We start from the raw sequence: 19531 nt of genomic DNA on the forward strand, positions 1-19531 counted from the left end.
CGCCGGGGACCAGGGGTGTCCGTGGCCGTGACGGCGCTCGTGCTGCTGCTGTCCGGCGCGATGGTGGCGTGGGCGCTCGACGGCGCCCTCGGCCTGTCGTTCTCGGCGAAGACCGTTCCGGCCGAGCGTGTCCGTACGGCACCGGCCGGGGCGGCGGGCTCCGTCCACGCGGCACCCGCCGTGCGCACGGTCACCGGAGTCTCCGGAACCCGGCTGCGGCTCGCCGCACAGGCGGTCGGTGAGGCCCTCGAAGCGCGCGGCCGGGCGGCGGAGGTGACGGTGCGGGCGGGCGGCACCGGGTCCGCTGCCAAGGGCGAACTGGCCGTACGCATAGGCGCGTTGAAAGGGCACGGTTCCGCCGAGCGGTACCGGCTCACCCGCCCGGCGGGCCGGGGCTACGTCCTGGACGCGGCGTCCGCCGCGGGAGCCGCGGCGGGCCTGTACCGGTTCGCCGACCGGATCCGCGGCGGCGAGGACGTCCTCGCCGACCGGGGCCGCACCGTCGCCCCGAAGCTCGGCCTGCGCCTGGTCGACACCGGAGCGGTGGGCCTGGACGCGGACCGGGACCGGTTCGCCGGCGGCACGGACTACTCCCTGAACTCCGACGTCGTGGGCACCGCGCTGCTGCCGAGGGCGCCGTGGGTCGACACCGGCAAGGTGGCGGGGATCGCCGGACAGTTCCGCACGCTCGTGCGCCGCTCCCTCGCCGACGGCTACAACGGCGTCGTGGTGCCCGGCTTCCTGGAGTACGTCACCTTCTCCGGCGTCGGCGACGGACACGACGTCTACCCGCCGGGCGACGCCCACGTGGCCCGGGCCCGCGCCATGGTGAAGGCGTTCGCGCCGGTGTGGGGTTACGCGCACGAGGCGGGCCTGCGCGTCTACTTCCAGACCGACATGCTCGCGCTCTCCCCGCCCCTGCGGCGTTACCTGGAGCGGGAGTTCGGCGGACTGCGCACCGAGGACCCGAAACTGTGGTCGGTCTACGCGGCCGGACTGCGCGAACTGTTCCACGCGATGCCGTTCGCGTCCGGGGTGATGATCCGTACCGGCGAGGGCGGATCCGTGTACCGGCTGCCGGGCTGGGACTACACCTCGGCGATCGAGGTCACCACGGTGAAGTCGGTACGGGCGATGCTGCGGGCCCTGCTCGACGCGGGCGGCGGCCGGGACGTCGTCTTCCGCACCTGGAGCGTGGGGGTGGGCGCGGTCGGCGACCTGCACACCAACCCCGCCTCGTACAAGGCGGTCCTCGGCGGGTTCGACGACCCGCACCTCATCGTCTCGACCAAGTACACGCAGGGCGACTTCTACTCCCATCTGCCGCTGAACCCCACCCTGTTGAGCGGCTCGCAGCGCCGCATCGTGGAGTTCCAGTCGCGCCGCGAGTTCGAGGGACAGGGGGCGCTCCCCGACGATCTGGGCGAGCTCGAACAGACGGCGCTGAAGACGTTCCTCGCGGCGAACCCGCGCATCGAGGGCGTCTGGAACTGGACGCAGACCGGAGGGCCGCTCTACGCGGGCCCGCGCTCCCTGTACCTGCGCACCGGCTTCTGGCAGCTGTGGGACGTCAACGTCCATCTGACGGCCCGCCTCGCCCAGGACCCCGACACCGACGTGGCGGCGGCGCGTGCGGCATGGATCCGTCGCACGTTCTCCACCGACCCGGCGACCGTCTCCGCCATCGCCCGCGTCCTGGCCCTGTCCCGCGAGGCCATCACCAAGGGCCTCTACATCGGCCCGTACGCCGACACCTCCGCCAAGGCGCTCGGCCTCGAACCCCCGCCCATGATGTGGATCTTCGAGTGGGACATCGCGACCGGCGACAGCGCCGCGCTCTCCAGCATCTACGCCGCCGCCCGCACCCACCTGCCCGAGGCGCTCGCCGAAGGCCGCCAGGCCCTGCAAGTCGCCCGCCGTCAGCAGCAGTTGCTGGACTCCACCGCACCGGACACCTGGCGCGACCCGGACCTGCGCAAGCGGTTCTCGGCGGCACTCGCCTACCAGACGGACCTGTACACGGTCCTCGGTGAGTACCGGGCCACTGTCCTCTGGCACCAGAACTGGCTCGACACCGGCTCGGCGCGGGCGGCCACCCACTGGAGGGCGGCCGAACGCCGTTACCGCGCGGCGGCGGCAGCCCACGAACACCGCTACGGGCACCAACTCGATCTCCCCGCCTACAACTTCACCGCCGCCGACCTCGGCCTGCGGCGTGCCGACCGGGACCCGGCGATGGCCTGGTGGGCACGCGCACTCCTGCTCGCACTCCTGGCGCTCACCGTGACCGCCCTGACCGCGCGCGGCCTGCCCGGAGCCGCCGGAGTACGGGCGCTGCTGACCGGGGCGGCGCGACCCTGGCGGGTCCACGCGCTCCCCGACCCGCCGGGCCGCGCCGACCGCGCCGTGGTGTGGCTGCTGCCCGCCGTGGCCCTGGTGGCGAGCCGCGCCGTGCACACCTGGTTCCTCGCCCCGCTCCACCTGGCGCTGACCCTCGGCGCCTGGCTGCTGTTCGCGGGCGTCCTGCGCTGCGCGACGGGCCGCTCCGGCCACCGGCTCGCGGCGGCGGTCGGCGGAGCGGCGCTGCTGCGCACCCTGCCTTTGCTCGCGGTCCTGGCGGTGCGCGGCCCCGGGGACTACTGGTCCGGTTTCTGGACGTCCACGTACGGCAGATTCGCGTACGTCACCGTGGCCTGGGCGCTCCTCCTGTGGGTGTTCGCGGCGGCCTGGTGGGCCCTGCGCCACGGCCACGGCCATCGCCGACGGCGGGCCACCGGCTGGGTCGCGGCGGCCGTGGGCGTCCCGCTCGCGGTGGGCGGCGCGGTCGCCTGGACGGTCGGCGCGGAGACGTCGTTGAGCACCTGGAACGACCAACTGGCGCTGCTCCCGTGGGGGTTGCACCGGATCCTGGGCATCGTCGAGTACCTGGGCATCCCCGCGGCGGTACCACGGACGGTGACCTGCGCGGCGGTGCCGGTCGTCGCCGCAGGGGTGGGCCTCGTGGCGATCCGGCGACGGCACGGTCGGGCGGCCTGAGCCCCGGGAACGGGGAAGGCGACCCGGAGCGCGCCGAGGAGGTGGCCGAGACCCGGCTCGGGTGACCGTCGCGTGAATAATTGTGAACGACCGGTGGGGGTGTCCGGCGGGTGTGTGCACCGCCGGGCGCCCCTCAAGTGGGCTGTCTCACAGGGGGATCACAAGGTGCGTGCAGGGTGAACCGTTTGCGGCTGGAACTCGTGATCAGTAGTGACACATGTATGCCGCACCCCTGAGGAAATTCATGACGCGCAGATGGCCGCTCATCACCACGATCGCCGTATTGACCGTCGCGCTGGCCTTCGTCGTCGTCCACCTCGTGCGCGGCGAGGACTCGGGGGACGACAAGGCCGAGGCGAAGCCCGCCGCGTCGAGCCCGGCCGCCCGTGACACGTCGCTGCAGGGACTCGGCTGGTGGCCCCTGCACCGGTCCGGCACGGCCAAGGCCGGTGAGCACGACGCCGTCGTCAGCGGCGGCACGCGGTGGACCGAGGGCCCCGAGGGCGGCGCCCTGCGGCTGGACGGCAGCCAGGGGTACGCGAGCACCAACACCCGGCTCGACACCACGGGCAAGGACTACTCGGTCGCCGCGCGGGTGCGCCTCGGCTCGCAGGGCATGAAGGGCATACACACCGCCCTGTCCGAGGACGGTGACCAGCACAGCGCGTTCTACCTGCAGTACTCCGGCGGAGACGGAAACTTCGCGTTCAGTTTCACCGGCGCCCGTACGGTCGCGGAGACGTCGCAGGCGCCGCAGCCCGGCCGCTGGTACCACCTGACCGGCACGTACAGTCAGAAGAACCACCGGATGCACATCTACGTGGATGGTCGGCTCGCGGGCACCAGGGTGGCCTCCAGCAGCGTGAAACCCACGGGCGCCGTCGTGGTCGGACGCGGCAGGTTCCATGGCAGGGACGCCGACTTCTGGAACGGCGACATCGCCGACGTGCACGTCTACGACCGGGAGTTGTCGTCCCGCGAGGTGAGCACGCTCTCCTCCCACGAGCCGGGCTGACCGGCGCCGACGCACGAGTTCACCCGCATCCGCGGTCTGCCGGGCACCACACGCGTGCCCGGCAGACCGCGGACGCGGGCGACGGCGTCCGCCGGCTCCCCGCATCCGGCCGAATCCGTCTTCCCCCACAGACGACCGGAGAGGAAAAGGCCTTGTCGGCCAGCACTTCTACCGAAGACCCCATACCGGGACCCGACGCCGCGGAGCCCCGACCCGACGAGTTCCTGAGGGCGCTCTACGATTTCCACGGCAGCGCGCTCCTGCAGTTCGCCGTGCGACGTCTCGAGGGCGACTGGCACCGCGCCGAGGACGTCCTCCAGGAGGTCGCCATCCGCGCCTGGCGGCACGCCGGGGAGCTCGATCCGACCACGGACGCGGCGCGGCCCTGGCTCTTCACCGCGCTGCGCAATCTCGTCATCGACGGACACCGGGCCCGCCAGGCCCGGCCACCGGAGACCGGCGACCCCGAGCTCGCCCACCTGCCGGTGTCCGACGGCGTCGACCACATCCTCACCTCCCAGGTCCTCGTCGAGGCGCTGCGGGACCTGCGGCCGGCCCAGCGCGAGGTGCTGCTGCACGTGCACTACCTGGGACGCAGCGTCAACCAGACCGCCAAGGTCCTCGGTGTGCCGCCGGGCACGGTCAAGTCCCGTACGTACTACGCCGCCCGCGCCATGCGCGAGGCACTGCACAACCGCGGGCTGTACGCGAACGGCGTGGACGGAGCGGACCGCGAGGCATCATGACGCCGCTGCCGGCCGCCCCGCGTGCCGGGTGACCTCCAGACCGAGCGGCCCGGTGTCGAGCGTTCCGTCCGCACCGATCCGCCAGCGCCACCCCGTGGGTGCCTCGCCGAGCACCAGCAGCGCGTCCCCGCGCCGCATCCCGGCCAGGGCCCCTTCCCGGCGCGGGAGCTGGGTGGCGTCCACGACGAACAGATGAGGTGCCTCGCCCTGCACGGCGATCCGGCTGCTGCCCTCGATCAGCCGGAAGACCTGGGTGACGTCGGGCGATCCGGGCTCCGGCGCGCCCGCGCCCGCCGACGTAGCCAGGGCGAACGCCTCGTCCAGGCTGGCCGCGTGATGCAGCCGCGAGGTCGGCGCCTCGTTCCCGGACAGCAGCCCGCCGCCGCTCAGGGATCCCACCAGGGTGACCTCGACGAGCGCCCCCACCGGGCCGCCGAGCGCCTCGGCGACGACGGCCCGCGCCAGGCCGCGCACCTCGTCGTCCGGACCCGCCACCGAGACGGGCCCCGCCGCCCGGGAGAGGTCGACCAGGACCCGGTCGGGGCCGTCCGTGCCCACCGTCACCGTCAGCGAGTACGGCAGGGCCGGCTGGCCGTCGGGCCCCGGGCGGTGCAGATCGTCGGGCGAGATCGTCCACCGCTCGCCGTCCGCCTCGGCGGTCCAGGGCGCGGGGGCGGTCTCCTCGGCCCCGGCCAGCAGCAGCCCGAGGCGCTCCTCGGAGTAGACGACGGCGTACACGTCGGGCAGCGACCGGCCCGAGCGCAGACACTCGCCCGTCAGCCGCCGCAGGCCCGCGTCGATCACGTCCAGCGCCTCCCGGCCCACGACGGCGGCCGAGGCGGCGACGGGCTTCGGCGGGCGGGGCCGCCGTCGCTCGGTGACGATCAGCGCGGCGATCGCACCGATCAGCGCCAGCCCCAGCACCACGGCCAGGACGTACCAGATCATCTTCTGACTCCTTGTCACAACGCCCCGGCGGCGGAGCCGGGGCGGTCGGCAGCGAGGTGACACGGTCGCTGCGCCGTGCACCCGATGGCCACTACGGCGCCCGTCCGCGGATGGTTCACCGGGCACGTGGGTGAACCATCCGCGGACGGGCGCCGTAGGTCCCGGCAGTGGCAGGGGAGCCGCCCATGTGGCTTTCCTGCCCCCGATTCACGCCGGCTGGAGGACGTACTCGTGTCGTTGATGTTGACCGTGGTCGAGGCGGGTGGTGACGCGTTCGACGTCCACCTCGACGCCGACCCGGACACGCCCGTGAGCGCTGTCGCTCAGGCGCTGGGCCGGGCGGGAGGCGTCCCCTGGCCCCCGGAGGGCCTCGGCCTGTACGCGGACGACCGGCTGCTGCCCGTCGACCTGCGGCTGCGGGACGCGCCCCTGCACCACGCGGCCGTCGTCGGCCTCGGCCGCCCGGCGGGCACCGCGTCGGTGGAGCCGGACGGCCTGGTGGAGCTCCGCACGGTCGGCGGGATCGGCGCGGGCACCGTGCACCGGCTCGACATCGGCGAGTACCGGATCGGCCTGGCCCACGACGGCAGCGCCCAGGTGCTGCGCGCCGTGCCGGACCGTCCCATCGCCCTCCTGACGGTGGGCCCGGGCGGCCGCTGCCGCATCGCGCCCGACGGCCCCGACGGCACAGTCCCGCAACTGGACCGCGAGGACCTCACCGAGCCCACCCCCTGGACGGTCGGCGCGCAGCTCCTCGTAGGCGACTGCCTGCTCGAACTCGCGCTCCCGCAGAAGCCGGACGCGGCCCTGCAGCCGTCGGAGGACGGCACCGGCTGGGACTACAACCGGCCGCCGCGGCTGAGCCCGGCCCAGGCCGCCACCCGCTTCACCCTGCCCTCACCGCCCGCCGCGCCCGCCGCCCGGCCGCTTCCGTGGATCACCGCGCTGGTCCCGCTGGTGATGGCCGGAGCCGGGGCGCTGATCTTCGACCGCATGTCGATGCTGCTGTTCGGGCTGCTCTCCCCGGTCGCGATCGTCGGCAACTACGTGATGAACCGGCGCACCGGCCGCCAGTCCCACTCCGACAGCGTCGCCGCGTACGAGGAGAAGAAGGCGCGCATCGAGGGCGACGCGGCCCAGGCCCTGGCGGCGGAGCGCACCGCCCGGCGCCGCGGCTTCCCGGACCCGGCCGAGGTCGTGCTGACCGCCGTCGGCCCCCGGCGCCGCCTGTGGGAGCGCCGTACCTCCGACGCCGACTTCCTCGAACTGCGCATCGGCACCGCCGACCTGGCGTCCGCCGTGGTCCTCCAGGACCCGACGAAGGACGAGCACCGCCGCGAGGACGCCAGGACCGCGTACGACGTCCCGGTGACCGTTCCGCTGCGCGAGCACGACGTCCTGGGCATCGCGGGCGAAGGGCCGGCCGCGCGGGCGGTGGCGCGCTGGGTGATCGCCCAGGCCGCCGTCCTGCACAGTCCGCGCGACCTCCAGATCCACCTCCTGACGACCGGCGAACGCGGCCGGGACGGCTGGTCCTGGCTGCGCTGGCTGCCGCATGTGCGCAAGAAGTCCGGCGACACCCCGGCCAGCATCGGCTACGGCACGGAGACCTGCGCCCGCCGCGTCGCCGAGCTCACCGCACTGATCGCCGAACGCGCCGGACAGGACCGGCGCGGCGGACCCGCGGGGCCCGACGTGCTCGTCGTCCTCGACGGGGCCCGCAGGCTGCGCTCGCTGCCCGGCGTGGCGCAGATCCTGCGCGAAGGCCCCGCCGTCGGCGTCCGCGCGGTCTGCCTGGACTCCGAGGAGCGGCTGCTGCCCGAGGAGTGCCACGCCGTCGTCGCCGAGGAGCCCGGCGGCACCGTCCGGGTGGGCCGCTCCGGCCGCGGCACCGTCGGGGGCATCAGGCCCGACGCGGTGTCCGTGGACTGGTGCCGCTCGCTGGCCCGCGCGATGGGCCGGCTGCGCGACCCGGACGGGGACGACGAGGAGGCCGCCGTGCTGCCCGGCGCCGCGCGCCTGCTCGACGTCCTCTCCCTCGACCCGCCGCGGGCCGACGCGATCCGGACCCGCTGGACCGCCGGGGGCCGCTCGACCCGGGCGGCCGTCGGCGTCTCCCTGGACGGCCCGTTCTACCTGGACCTCAAGCGCGACGGCCCGCACGGCCTCGTCGCCGGCACCACCGGCTCCGGCAAGTCCGAACTCCTCCAGACGCTCGTCGCCTCGCTCGCGGTGGCCAACCGCCCGGACGCGATGACGTTCGTCCTCGTCGACTACAAGGGCGGCTCCGCGTTCAAGGACTGCGTGGACCTGCCGCACACCGTCGGCATGGTCACCGACCTCGACGCCCACCTCGTCGAGCGGGCCCTCGTGTCGCTCACGGCCGAACTCACCCGGCGCGAGCACATCCTCGCCGCCGCCGGAGCCAAGGACATCGAGGACTACGTCGATCTCCTGGAGCGTGAACCGAGGGCCGGCCGCGCGCCGATGCCCCGACTCCTCATCGTCATCGACGAGTTCGCCTCGATGGTGCGCGACCTGCCGGACTTCGTGAAGGGCCTGGTCAACATCGCCCAGCGGGGCCGCAGCCTCGGCATCCACCTGATCCTGGCGACGCAGCGCCCCAGCGGTGTCGTCTCCTCGGAGATCCGCGCCAACACCAACCTGCGCATCGCGCTGCGGGTCACCGACGCGGGGGAGAGCCAGGACGTCCTCAACTCCCCGGAGGCCGCCGGGATTTCGCAGGGAACCCCGGGCCGGGCCTACGTGCGCCTCGGCCAGAACTCCCTCGTGCCCTTCCAGTCCGGGCGCGTCGGAGGCCGCCGCCCCGGCGCCGCCGCCACCTCGCTGCCGGCCCCCTGGGCGGTGCCGGTCGGCTGGGAACGACTCGGCGAACCGCTCCCGGAACGGCCCCGCGCCGCCGCCGCGCCCGCCGAGGTGGAGACCGACCTCACCGGCCTCGTCGCCGCGATCCGCGCGGCGGAACGGGAGATGGGCATCCCCGCGCAGCACAGCCCCTGGCTCCCGCCGCTGCCCGAGATCCTGGTCACCGGCGACCTCCCGCAGCCCTCGCCCACGGACTACGACCTCGCGCCCGTGGCGTACGGCGTGGTGGACCTGCCCGCCCAACAGGCCCGGCTGCCCCTGCTGATCGACCCGGCGACCCTCGGCCACCTGCACATCGTCGGCTCGCCCCGGCAGGGCAGGTCGCAGACGCTGCGCACCATCGCCGGCGCCCTCGCCTCCGCCCACGCCCCGCACCAGCTGCACATGTACGGCATCGACTGCGGCAACGGCGCGCTGCTGCCCATCGAGGGCCTGCCGCACTGCGGGGCCATCACCCAGCGCACCCAGCCCGACCGGGTGGCCCGGCTGCTTGCCCGCCTCACCAAGGAACTGACGCGACGTCAGGAGATGCTCGCCACCCGCGGCAGCGCCGACCTGCCGGAGCTGCGCCGCGCCCTGCCGGAGGGCGAACGCCCGCCGCACATCGTCGTGTTCGTCGACCGCTGGGAGGTCTTCGACAAGCAGCTCGGCGAGTACGACTCCGGGAACCTGCTGAACGCCGTGATGACGCTGCTGCGGGACGGCGCGAGCGTCGGCATCCACCTGATCATGACCGGTGACCGGGCGCTGTTCTCCAGCCGGGTCGCCGGCACCACCGAGGACAAGCTCGTACTCAAGCTGAACGAGAAGTCCGAGTACGGCGCGATCGGCATCACCCAGCGCAACGTGCCCGACGAGATCCCGCCGGGCCGCGCGTTCCGCGGCGCCGACAAGGCGGAGGTGCAGATCGCGCTCCTCACGGCGAACCCGGAGGGCCAGGCGCAGGCCGCCGCGCTGCACCGGATCGCCGAGCGGTGCCGCGAGCGCGCGGGTCAACTGCCGCAAGCCGTACGGCCGTTCCGTGTCGACACCCTGCCGGACCGGCTCACCTGGGAGGACGCGACCCGGTACGTGCCGCGGCCGCTGCCGTCGCCGCGCTGGGCCCTGTCCGGGGTCGGCGGCGACGAACTCGCCGCATACGGGCCCGACTTCGCGATCACGCCGACCTTCCTCGTCGCCGGACCCGCCCGGTCGGGACGCAGCACCGTCCTGGCGACGCTGGCCCTGTCGCTCCTGTCGACCCGCACGCCGATCGTCGTCGGCGCGCCCGCACGGTCGCCGCTGCGGCAGCTCGCCGGACGGCCCGGGGTGCTCGCGGTCTTCGACGACTCCGACATCGACCCCACCGCGCTGGAGGAGGCGCTGGCGGCCGCGCCGCAGGGGGCCGTGGTGATCCTGGACGACGCCGACCTGCTGCTGAAGACGAAGGCCGAGTCCGTCCTCACCCAGATCGCCAAGTCCGGCACGGAGACCGGCCGGGGACTGGTGATCGCAGGACAGACCGACCGGCTCTCCTCCGGCTTCTCCGGCTGGCACACCGAGGCCCGCCGCAACCGGTGCGGTCTGCTCCTGAAGCCGCAGAACATGAGCGACGGCGAGCTGATCGGCGTCAAGGTGCCGCGCAGCCGCCTGGGCGCGACCAGCCCGGGGCGGGCGATCCTGCACCTGGGCGACGGCGTGCTGCGCACCGTCCAGGTCCCGGAGACGGTGCTCCCGGCGGCCGGGAACTGACCGTACGCACAGAAGAGTTGAGGGCTCCCGCCGAAGAATTCGGCGGGAGCCCTCCCGTGTGCGGAGCGTGTCCCGGTCAGGTCGTCCCGGGGAGATAGCTGCCGTCGTGCGCAGGCGGGACCTTGTGGTCCGCGTTGGCCGCCGGACCGTAGATGAAGCCCGCCACTCCGAGGAAGAAGCCGGCCACCTCCGTACGGGACCAGGCGCCGATGATCCCCAGCATCGGGGCGATGGGCGGCATCTTGATGGGCAGGTTCTTGAAGTCGAGGAAGGCCGTGATGGTCTTGCCCAGAGCACCGCTCAGCGCCCCCATCGGGTTCTTCGGCACCTGCCCGAGCCACTTCAGATCGTCGATCTTGGACCCGATCCCCTTCAGGGCCTCACCGATCTCACCGGGGAGGTCCTTGAAGGAGTTGAGGGATTTGCCGATGTTCGTGGGGATGCTCTTGAAGGCCCCTGGGATTTCCTTGAACTCACCCGGAATTCCCTTGAGCAGCGTGCCGATCTTGGCGCCTGCCTTGAAGATCGCGCCCGCGCCGAGACCGAGGCCGATGATGTTGAGGACCATGTCGAGCGGATCCCACTCGCCCGTCTCGATGCTCTTGGCGATGCTGATCCCGAACGCCGCCCCGCTGAACACGAAGCTGCCGATCGTCAGGGCGAGTCCGAGGCCCTGAAGCCCGGGGATCAGCATGGCCAGGATGCCCAGGACGCCGCCGATGATGCCGAAGACGAAGCCGAGAGTGTCGCGGATCTTCTCCCAGATGCTCTTGCCCGGGACCGCCTCGTCCCGCGCGTCGTCCAGCGCCCGCGCCGCCACGCCGGCGGCGTCCTCGCGCACCTCGCGCGCGTCCTCCGCGAGCAGCCGGGCGGCGTCGAGATCGTCCTGGGCCGCATCGGCCTTGCCCTGCGCCGTGGACCGCTTGTTCGTGGCCTCGTCCAGGGCGCGCTTCGCGCTCTGTCGCGCCTCGTGCTCGTCCGGCGGGGGCATGGCCCCGTCGAGACGGCTGATGTCGGCCCCGGCCGCGCGGACCACCTCGGTGGCCGCGTCCAGCCGGTCCTTGGCCTTCCGCCCGTCCTCGAGCGCGTCGTCGGCCTTCTTCTGCGTGTCGTGCAGGACGTGCACGTACGTCTTCAGCGCGCCGGCCGCCTGGTCGTACGAACTGTGCAGTTTGCGCACCTGGTTGGCCAGATCGCCGAGCTTGTCCCGCAGCTTCTCCATGGACTTGCCCTCGCCCACCTGCTGGTTCTCCAGCTGGGACACGAGAGGGAGGGCGTCGCCCGCGTTGTTGGCCACGGAACGGTAGCTGTTCGCGAGCTTCTCCAGTATGTCCGCGTCGCCCGGAGTCGGGTCGTCGGAGAATCCGAAGACCGACTCCCATTCGGATACCGCCGGCCGCACCATGGTCGCGACCTCACTTTCCCTTGTGTTCTGTGCTCGGAGACTGCGTGGGCCCGGTCAGGTCGTCGAACCGGAACGACTCGGCGATCGCGTCGAAGACGTCGTGGAACTGCTCCGCCAGGTGCACGTTGGTGGTCGAGTTGGCGAGCACCAGGTACTCCCGGCTGTTCGGCACCGGGATCAGGACGTGCCGCATCACCGTGGGGATCCGCTTCCCCTTGGTCTCCACTTCCTCGATCCTGGTGATCCGCCCGACCGGGCCCACCTGGGGCAGGTCCACCATCTCCACCTCGCCCACGGGGAGTCCGGTGCCCTCCGCGTCGGCGCCGACCTGCAGGGCGGCCGCGACGATCAGTTCGGCCAGGTCCTCCGACTGTTCCTCGGGCACGGACACCCGCAGCACGATCGTCGTGGCGCTGAGCACCAGCGCGCCGTCGCCGGTGTTGAGGACCCTGAGCATCCCCGCCGCCTGCAGCGCGCCCTGCGCGTACGCGTCGCGGGCCGTGCGCCGGGTGTCGCGGATCAGGTCGTCCACCCGCTCGCGGGAGAGCGGGGCGTTCTTCACCTGGTCCTCGATCTTGCGGCGGATCGAGGCGTCCCGGGTGCTCGGGTCCAGGTCGAGATGCCACCACGAACCGGGGAACTTCAGCCGGTAGCCCGCCGGCGCGCCGGGGGGCCGCTCCATGGCCTGTTGCGTCATGACGCGATTTCCTTCCGCACGCCGCCGTCGTTCGTCACGCGTCCTTCTCCAGGGCCTTGCCGCTCTCGTCGTCCGTCTTCGTGAAGTTCTCGGAGATCTTGTCCGTGTTCTCCTTGAACACCTTCACGTTGTCGGAGACCTTCTCGAGACCCGCCACCCACGCCTTGTCGAAGCCGTCGAGCGCGTCCGCGAGCTTGGAGTCGCCGACAAAGGGCTTGAACGGCTTCACGTCACCCGCGGCGTGGTACAGGGTCGCGCTGTCTCCGATCAGGTCCGCGATGTTCTGGAGCTCCTGGGAGGTCTCCTTCAGATCCTGCACGGGCACGCTGATGCGCCCCATCGGTGTCTCCTTTCCTGCTCCGGACGTCCGGCTCCGCCCTCACGCGGAGGGCGGAGCCGGCCACGAGCGCACGTCAGCCGATGGAGCCGGACGTCTGGTCGTCGGTGTCGACGAACGCGTCGGCGACCTGCTTGATGAACTCGCTGACGCCCTGCAGCCCCTCGATCGCCTTCTCGGTGCCGTTCTTGTACTCCTCCCAGAACGGCCGGAACTTGCTCTCGGAGCCCGGCGTCGCGTAGGCCGCCTCGACCATCTCGTCCATCTTGGTGTTGGCCTCGTGCAGGCTCTGCTGCATCAGTTCCTTCTGGTTCTGCAGCCAGGTCGACGCCTCCCGCATCTCGTCCGGGCTGATCCTGATGTTGCCGCCGGCCATGTCGCTTCCTTCTCTCGTCTCGAGTCGCCGCGGTCAGTGATCCGCGCACACCGGGCTCTACGGGGCACACGGTGAGGCGGTTCACGCCTGTTGCGGAACGGTGACGAAAGGAGCGGGCGGCGCCGTGATCAGGCCCGTGAACAGGCCAGTCTCTCCGGCACCGGCCCGAGTGCGCGGGCCGAAGTGTCGTGAAGGGCGGAAGAGCCGAGGGCTGCAGAGGGGCGGTGAGGACGAAGAGGTGACGGGCCCTACGTACTGATGCGGCGCAGGGCGAGGAGAGTCGCGTCGTCGGTGCGGTGCGGACCGTCGAGGTGGGCCACGAGCCGCTCCGCGTAGTCCCGGAGCGCGGGGTGACCGGCCCCGGGACCGGCTTCCCCGAGGCACTCCTGCGCCGCGGCGAGGAAGCGGCGCGTGTCCTGGTCGGGGTCGCCCGCCCGGCGTTCGGTGAGGCCGTCGGAGTACATCAGGACGATGTCGCCCAGCCGCAGCGCCGTGGTGGTGGCGGTGTAGGACTCCCCGGGCACGACGCCCAGCGGAAGGTCGGCGCACCCGTCGGACGTCGACAGCGGGACGGCGCGGCCGTCACGCACCAGCACGGGACGCGGATGCCCGGCGCAGGTCCAGCGCAGCTGCGCGGTCTCCGGGTGGTAGCGGGCGATGATCGCGGTGGCGGTGGACTCGTTGCCGTCGGCGCAGGCCACCTCGTTGAGCCAGCGCGTCAGCCGCTCGACGGGCTCCTCGGTGTAGCCGAGCCCCGCGAGCGCGTACCGCAGTTTGGCCATCAGGGTCGCCGCTTCGAGACCGTGTCCCCGGGCGTCGCCCAGCGCGATGAGCAGCTTGCCGTCGGGCAGCTTGCGGGCCTTGTACCAGTCACCGCCCACTCCGGCGTCCCGCGCGTCGGGCCGGTAGACGGCCGCCGCCTCCAGACCGTAGGGGGTGAGCTCGTCCTGGAAGTGCGGCAGCACCGCTTCGCGCAGGACGTCGGCGACCTCCGCGACGGCCTCGGCGCGCTCGTGCTCGCGGCGCGCCGCGCGCTCCGCACGCTTCGCCGCCTCGCGGCGCCGCAGGTCCGTGGTGACGTCGATGAGGACGGCCCGCAGCGCCCACACCAGGCTGCCGGGAGCGATGCGCACCGGTTCGGCGACCATGCGGAAGACCCGCCCGCCGGTGCCCCGAAGGTGCAGTTCGCACTCGGCGGTGTGCTTGCGCAGGATGACGTCGTAGAGGGTCTGGTACAGCGCGGGCAGGCTGTCGGGCATCGCCGCGCCGGCCAGGTCGTACAGGCCGGGCACCATCGTGTCGTCGGCGAGGCCGAGCACCTGACGGAAGCCGCGGGACGCCTCGACCCCGTCGTCGCCGAGATTCCACTCCGCCCAGCAGGTACGCACCAGTTGCTGGGCGGCGGCCGCCATGCGGAGCCGGTTTCCGCGCTGCCAGGTCAGCAGGAAGTGGTCACCGCAGGGCGCGACCCGGACCTCGTCGTTGATCCGCACCGGCCCCGACGGCGTCTGCGTGAGCCACTCCACCATCTCGGGCCCCTGCGGAGTGCCCTCGTGGAACGCGCGGGTCAGCATGCCGGGGACCGCCGTGCGGGACAGGGCGGGAAAGCGTTCGTAGAGCGATACGGGACCGGTCCAGCGCGGCACCGCGCCCTGCGGCATTCGGGTGGCGGAGTAGGAGAGCGCCATGGCGTTCTGGGTCACGTAGAGGATGTCCTGGATCTCCCCGTCGTCACCGTGGACGAGCGTCAGCAGCAGCGCCCCCATCGGAAGGGCGTCGAGCACTTCCTGGCCGGAGGGCGAGGGCCCCGCGGGGGTGGGGGACGGCGTGGGGGACGTGCCGGGAACGGGCCGGTAGAGCTCATGGAGTTCCGCGTACGTGGTGACCCGGCGGCGCTGGGCCTCCAGCAGTTCGTGGATCGCCTGCAACTCCAGGCGAGAGCGCGCGCCGCCCGTCGGGGGGCGCTCGTCCATGGGCATATCGGGCCTTCTCGGTGCGGGGCGTGCCGACCGTGCAGGAACAGCATCGAGGCGGCGAGGCGGCGCTGCCAGTCGGTGAACCCGCCGCCGGGTTGCCGGTCCGGCAACTTTCCGTGCGCCGCGGCGCGGCTCTGCGCACTATCGAAACGGCGCCCGTCAGGAATGCCGCGGCGCGACATCACGAACAACGGGAGGCATCCGGTGGCAGGACAGCACGAGCACGGTGGAACCGGGGAACACGACGAGCAGGCGGCCGCCGCGATGTTCGAGCCGGCCGGCTGGGACGAGCGGTACGCGGGGCAGGAGCGGTTCTGGAGCGGCGACCCCAACCCGCAGGTCGTCGCCGCCGTGGACGGACTCGCTCCCGGGACCGCGCTCGACGTCGGCTGCGGCGAGGGCGGCGATGTCGTCTGGCTGGCGGGGCGGGGCTGGCGCGTGACCGGCGCCGACTTCTCGGCGGAGGGCCTGGCCCGCGCCGCCCGCCACACCGAGCAGGCCGGTGTCGCCGACCGCGTCGACTGGTGGCAGGTCGACGCCCGGAAGTTCGAGGCCGGCGAGCGCTCGTACGACCTGGTGACCAGCCACTATCTGCACGCCCCCGACGGAGGCATGGTCGAGGTGACCCGCCGGCTCGCCGCGGCCGTCGCCCCCGGCGGGCTGCTGCTGGTCGTCGGCCACGCGCCGTCGCACGAGTTCACGCAGCTCTCCGAGAGCCACCGCAACGCGATGTTCCTGGCCGCCGAGCTCCTGCCCGCTCTGCCGGACGACTTCGAGCCCGTTGCCGTGGAGCAGCGCACCCGCACCCTCCACCGGGACAGCGGTCCGGTCGAGGCCGAGGACTCGGTCCTGCTGGCGCGCCGCGCGCGCCACTGACCCCCGCGACACCGGCGCTCCGGTTGCCGCCCGGATCGGCGTGGGTGAGTTTGGTGGGGAAGAAGGGGATACGGGGGTACGCAAACGCACCCGTCCCACCTGCCGATTCTCAGGAGGACCCATGACGAACCCCGAACAGGACCCGAACCAGCACGAAGGCCCGGCGGACGGTGGCGCGGCGGGTACGCCGGGCGTGCACGACGGGGGTGCCGACGGTGGGGCGGAGGGTCCCGCGGACGGTGGCGCGGCGGGTACGCCGGGCGTCCACGACGGGGGTGCCGACGGTGGAGCGGAGGGCCCTGCCGACGGTGGCGCGGCGGGTACGCCGGGCGTCCACGACGGGGGTGCCGACGGTGGAGCGGAAGGCCCCGCGGACGGTGGCGCGGCCGGTACGCCGGGCGTGCACGACGGAGGTGCCGACGGCGGAGCCGACCAGTCCGGCAGTGCCGTTTGAGCAGCTCGCCCATCGAGCTTCAGGACGCCGACGCCCAGCCGGGCGACGGCGTCCTGCACGCGCGCCTCACCGACCTGAGCCGGGAGGAGTTCGCCCGGGACTTCTGGGCCCGCACCCCTCTGCTCACGCGCGGAGCCAGTGACTTCACCGACCTGTTCTCCGCCGACGCCGTCGACGAACTGGTCTCCCGGCGCGGTCTGCGCACCCCCTTCCTCCGCATGGCCAAGGACGGCGCCACCCTTGCGGAGTCGTCGTTCACCGCCCCGGCGGGGGTCGGCGCGTCGATCGCGGACCAGGTCGACGACACCGCCCTGTGGCGCGGCTTCGCCGACGGGGCGACGCTCGTCCTCCAGGCACTGCACCGCACCTGGGCGCCGGTGGCGGACTTCGTGTCCCGGCTCGGTACGGAGCTGGGGCACCCGGTGCAGGCCAACGCCTACGTCACGCCGCCGCAGAACCGCGGGTTCGACGACCACTACGACGTGCACGACGTCTTCGTCCTGCAGATCGCGGGCACCAAACGCTGGATCATCCACGAGCCCGTCCACCAGGACCCGCTGCGGGACCAGCCGTGGACCGATCGCCGCTCCGAGGTCGCCCGGGCCGCACAGGGCGAGGCCCACCTCGACACCGTCCTCGCACCGGGTGACGTCCTCTACCTGCCGCGGGGCTGGCTGCACGCGGCCGAGGCACAGGGCGCGGTCTCGATCCACCTGACGCTCGGCGTCCACAACTGGACGCGCCACGCGCTCGCCGAGCAACTCGCCCAGAAGGCGCTGGAGTCGATGCGGGACGACCCGCGGATGCGCGCCTCGCTGCCGCTCGGTACCGACGGGCCGGACGCCGAGCTCGCCCTGGTCAGGGAACATCTCGTCGCGGCCCTGACGGAGGCGGACCCCGCACCGCGGTTCCACCGGACCCGCCGCGGCCAGGCCCGGCCCGCCCCGATGGGACCGCTGTCCCAGCTCGCGGCCCTCGACGCGCTCTCCCCGGCCTCGCGGGTGCGGCTCCGTGAGGCACTGGAGACACGCCTGGAGGGCGGACGCCTGCACACCCGGGTCGGCTGGCTCGACTTCCCGGAACAGGACCTGCCGTCCGTGATCCGCATGCTCGACGGCGAGGCCCACACCGCGTATGACCTGGGCGTCGACCTCGTGGAGCGACTCCTGCGCGCGGGCGTCCTGGTGCCCGCGGGACCGTGAGGCGGCCGCGGTGAACACGGCGGCCAGGTTCTTCTGCGCCGACGCCGCCCGGCTGCGGAACGACTCGTTGGCGGGCACGGCGCCGTACGGCTCGATCTGGATCCTCGTCGAGTACCGGGGCGGCTGGCCGCCCAACGGCTTCGACGGCCTCCCCCTCGAACCCGGGACCAAGAAGCTCGTGTTCTCCGCCGCTCAGGCGGTGCGGGCACGCATCCTGCTGATCAGACGCCACGGACGCCGCCCCTCCGACGGACCGCGGCGCTGGGCGGTCCTGCGCCACGGGAGCGACGGCGCCCACCGGCAGACGTGGGGCACCTGGGAGCGCGACGAAGACCTGGCCGCCATCGCCGAGGCCCTCGCCGCCCCCGGTGAGCCGTCGGCCCGACCCGTCGTCCTCGTCTGCGCCCACGGGATGCACGACGCCTGCTGCGCCGTGCGCGGACGGCCGGTGGGACGGGCGCTGAGCGAGCGCTGGCCGGACCTGGTGTGGGAGTGCACGCACGTGGGGGGCGACCGATTCGCCGCGAACGTCGTCGTCGTGCCCGACGGCGTCTACTACGGCAACCTCGACGCCGCGTCGTCCGTCACCGCCGTCGAGGAACACCTGGCCGACCGCGTCCACGCCGATCACCTGCGCGGCTACACCAACCTCTTCCCGCCCCAGCAGACCGCGGTCGCAGCCCTCCTGAGCCGCTTCGGCCCGGCCGGCCGGCATCACTACGTCGTCGAGGAGACGACGCGCGACGGCGACCGCTGGCACGTCCGCGTCCTGAGCCGCGCGTACGACGCGGTGTACGACGTCGAGGTGCGGTCCCACCGGACGCCTCCGCGCCAACTGACCTGCCGCGGCGTGTCGGTGAGTTCCACGGTCGTCCACGAGGCGCTGTCGATCGTCGTCGGGCGGCGCTGACCGGACGGCTGCCATGTTTGTGGGCAGGACGACGGGTCACGCGGACAGAGCCGGAGCCAGAGCCATGGCGTGTCGCACCCCGAGGAGAGTCGCATGTTCGAAGCGGAGAACATCCGTGACTGGCGAGAGCACGATGTCGTCGACGCGGAGGGACGCAAGATCGGTTCGCTGGAGTCGGTCTATGTGGACACGTCGACCGACCGACCGGCCTTCGCCGCGGTCACGCTGGGCCTGCCGACGCGCAAGCGGATCACCTTCGTGCCGCTGGCGAAGGCGGTCGTGGCCCCCACGTACCTGAAGGTGGCCTGGCCCCGGCAGCTGGTGAAGGACGCGCCCTCCATCGACCTGGACGGAGAACTGCCCGCCGAGCAGGAACGCGAGGTCTTCGCTCACTACAGCCTGGAGTACGGCGACGGCAGCACCCGGCGCCTCGCGCGGCGCTGACCACCTGCCCTCACCCGGCCGGTTCCGCGGAGCGCGGCACCTAGACTTGCCCGGCAGGGACAGAGGAACGACGCCGTCGTTCATGAGCGTCGCGCGGGACAGGAGTGAGCCGGTGGTGGCAGGGTCTGGCGGTTCGCCGGGACGGTTCGACGATCCGGCCCCGGACGTGCTCGCCCAGGCGGCCGAGGCGTTCGCGTTGCTCGCGTCGCCGACGCGCCTGCACATGGTGTGGGCCCTGGCACAGGGCGAGAGCGATGTGACCGGGCTCGCCGAGCGGGTGGGCGGCGCGCTGCCCGCGGTCAGCCAGCACCTGACCAAGCTGAAGCTCGCGGGCCTGGTCCGCGCACGCCGTGAGGGACGCCGACAGGTGTACTACGTCGACGACCCGGACGTGGTGACCGTGGTGCGGCTGATGGTCGGCCAGCTCACCGAGCGCGCCGAGCAGGCCGGTGCCCCGGTACGCCGCCTGCGCGGAGCCGGTGCCTGAAGGCG

General features: G+C 73.0%; 16 protein-coding genes. 10 read left to right on the top strand and 6 right to left on the bottom strand.

Features of this window, described 5'->3' with window-relative positions:
* Positions 1 to 21: 21 nt before the first annotated feature.
* The 3 genes from B072_RS0140525 (at position 22) to B072_RS0140535 (ending at position 4797) form a co-directional block, all read left to right on the top strand.
* The gene (locus B072_RS0140525; RefSeq protein ID WP_158689299.1) at positions 22 to 3036 is read left to right on the top strand and encodes a hypothetical protein; all 3015 of its coding nucleotides are present in this window, start codon (positions 22 to 24) and stop codon (positions 3034 to 3036) included.
* Between the two features lie 244 nt (positions 3037 to 3280).
* A complete protein-coding gene (locus B072_RS0140530; RefSeq protein WP_018535730.1) occupies positions 3281 to 4051 on the top strand; it encodes a LamG domain-containing protein in 771 nt (256 codons plus the stop codon).
* 152 nt (positions 4052 to 4203) lie between these two features.
* Entirely contained in the window at positions 4204 to 4797 is a 594-nt protein-coding gene (locus B072_RS0140535; RefSeq protein ID WP_018535731.1) for a sigma-70 family RNA polymerase sigma factor, read from the top strand.
* On the opposite strand, the gene B072_RS0140540 is transcribed toward B072_RS0140535, so the two are convergent.
* Positions 4792 to 5745 (bottom strand): hypothetical protein, encoded by a 954-nt coding sequence (locus B072_RS0140540; RefSeq protein ID WP_018535732.1) that lies wholly within the window; start codon positions 5743 to 5745, stop codon positions 4792 to 4794. The genes B072_RS0140535 and B072_RS0140540 overlap by 6 nt on opposite strands.
* A gap of 240 nt (positions 5746 to 5985) precedes the next feature.
* Between B072_RS0140540 and B072_RS0140545 the strand changes: the two genes are divergently transcribed.
* Positions 5986 to 10362 (top strand): FtsK/SpoIIIE domain-containing protein, encoded by a 4377-nt coding sequence (locus B072_RS0140545; RefSeq protein WP_086020462.1) that lies wholly within the window; start codon positions 5986 to 5988, stop codon positions 10360 to 10362.
* Between the two features lie 76 nt (positions 10363 to 10438).
* On the opposite strand, the gene B072_RS0140550 is transcribed toward B072_RS0140545, so the two are convergent.
* From B072_RS0140550 to B072_RS0140570, 5 genes are all read right to left on the bottom strand, one after another.
* The gene (locus B072_RS0140550) at positions 10439 to 11767 is read right to left on the bottom strand and encodes a putative T7SS-secreted protein (RefSeq protein WP_018535734.1); all 1329 of its coding nucleotides are present in this window, start codon (positions 11765 to 11767) and stop codon (positions 10439 to 10441) included.
* A 10-nt stretch (positions 11768 to 11777) separates the two neighbouring features.
* Positions 11778 to 12464: a hypothetical protein gene (locus tag B072_RS0140555; RefSeq protein ID WP_018535735.1), complete on the bottom strand. Its 687-nt coding sequence runs from the start codon at positions 12462 to 12464 to the stop codon at positions 11778 to 11780.
* Positions 12465 to 12498: 34 nt separating this feature from the next.
* Positions 12499 to 12804: a hypothetical protein gene (locus B072_RS0140560; RefSeq protein ID WP_018535736.1), complete on the bottom strand. Its 306-nt coding sequence runs from the start codon at positions 12802 to 12804 to the stop codon at positions 12499 to 12501.
* A gap of 73 nt (positions 12805 to 12877) precedes the next feature.
* Positions 12878 to 13177 carry a WXG100 family type VII secretion target gene (locus B072_RS0140565; RefSeq protein ID WP_018535737.1) on the bottom strand — a complete coding sequence of 100 codons (300 nt, stop codon included), beginning with the start codon at positions 13175 to 13177 and terminating at the stop codon, positions 12878 to 12880.
* Positions 13178 to 13425: 248 nt separating this feature from the next.
* Complete coding sequence (locus tag B072_RS0140570; protein WP_234019024.1) at positions 13426 to 15150, bottom strand: PP2C family protein-serine/threonine phosphatase; 1725 nt, start codon at positions 15148 to 15150, stop codon at positions 13426 to 13428.
* A 207-nt stretch (positions 15151 to 15357) separates the two neighbouring features.
* Here B072_RS0140570 and B072_RS0140575 point away from each other — a divergent pair, with 207 nt between their 5' ends.
* The 6 genes from B072_RS0140575 (at position 15358) to B072_RS0140600 (ending at position 19526) form a co-directional block, all read left to right on the top strand.
* Entirely contained in the window at positions 15358 to 16029 is a 672-nt protein-coding gene (locus tag B072_RS0140575) for a class I SAM-dependent methyltransferase (RefSeq protein WP_026246852.1), read from the top strand.
* A gap of 121 nt (positions 16030 to 16150) precedes the next feature.
* On the top strand, positions 16151 to 16483 hold the full coding sequence (locus B072_RS47190; RefSeq protein ID WP_078506757.1) for a BatC protein: 333 nt from the start codon (positions 16151 to 16153) through the stop codon (positions 16481 to 16483).
* On the top strand, positions 16480 to 17685 hold the full coding sequence (locus B072_RS0140585; protein ID WP_018535741.1) for a cupin domain-containing protein: 1206 nt from the start codon (positions 16480 to 16482) through the stop codon (positions 17683 to 17685). Before B072_RS47190 ends, B072_RS0140585 begins: the two co-directional genes overlap by 4 nt.
* Positions 17686 to 17695: 10 nt before the next feature.
* Positions 17696 to 18595, top strand: coding sequence for a sucrase ferredoxin (locus B072_RS0140590; RefSeq protein ID WP_026246854.1), 900 nt, complete (start codon positions 17696 to 17698; stop codon positions 18593 to 18595).
* 93 nt (positions 18596 to 18688) lie between these two features.
* Positions 18689 to 19039, top strand: coding sequence for a PRC-barrel domain-containing protein (locus B072_RS0140595; protein WP_018535743.1), 351 nt, complete (start codon positions 18689 to 18691; stop codon positions 19037 to 19039).
* An 82-nt stretch (positions 19040 to 19121) separates the two neighbouring features.
* Entirely contained in the window at positions 19122 to 19526 is a 405-nt protein-coding gene (locus B072_RS0140600; RefSeq protein WP_078506759.1) for an ArsR/SmtB family transcription factor, read from the top strand.
* Positions 19527 to 19531 lie beyond the last annotated feature (5 nt).

The organism is Streptomyces sp. HmicA12 (assembly GCF_000373565.1).
In the GTDB taxonomy this organism is placed as follows: domain Bacteria; phylum Actinomycetota; class Actinomycetes; order Streptomycetales; family Streptomycetaceae; genus Streptomyces.

Bases quoted from the DNA above. Each gene is read 5' to 3' on its own strand.
- B072_RS0140560 (WP_018535736.1), bottom strand. From the start codon at position 12,804: ATGGGGCGCATCAGCGTGCCCGTGCAGGATCTGAAGGAGACCTCCCAG.
- B072_RS0140540 (WP_018535732.1), bottom strand. From the start codon at position 5,745: ATGATCTGGTACGTCCTGGCCGTGGTGCTGGGGCTGGCGCTGATCGGT.
- B072_RS0140565 (WP_018535737.1), bottom strand. From the start codon at position 13,177: ATGGCCGGCGGCAACATCAGGATCAGCCCGGACGAGATGCGGGAGGCG.
- B072_RS0140570 (WP_234019024.1), bottom strand. From the start codon at position 15,150: ATGGACGAGCGCCCCCCGACGGGCGGCGCGCGCTCTCGCCTGGAGTTG.
- B072_RS0140555 (WP_018535735.1), bottom strand. From the start codon at position 12,464: ATGACGCAACAGGCCATGGAGCGGCCCCCCGGCGCGCCGGCGGGCTAC.
- B072_RS0140550 (WP_018535734.1), bottom strand. From the start codon at position 11,767: ATGGTGCGGCCGGCGGTATCCGAATGGGAGTCGGTCTTCGGATTCTCC.
- B072_RS0140595 (WP_018535743.1), top strand. From the start codon at position 18,689: ATGTTCGAAGCGGAGAACATCCGTGACTGGCGAGAGCACGATGTCGTC.
- B072_RS0140545 (WP_086020462.1), top strand. From the start codon at position 5,986: ATGTTGACCGTGGTCGAGGCGGGTGGTGACGCGTTCGACGTCCACCTC.
- B072_RS47190 (WP_078506757.1), top strand. From the start codon at position 16,151: ATGACGAACCCCGAACAGGACCCGAACCAGCACGAAGGCCCGGCGGAC.
- B072_RS0140600 (WP_078506759.1), top strand. From the start codon at position 19,122: ATGAGCGTCGCGCGGGACAGGAGTGAGCCGGTGGTGGCAGGGTCTGGC.
- B072_RS0140530 (WP_018535730.1), top strand. From the start codon at position 3,281: ATGACGCGCAGATGGCCGCTCATCACCACGATCGCCGTATTGACCGTC.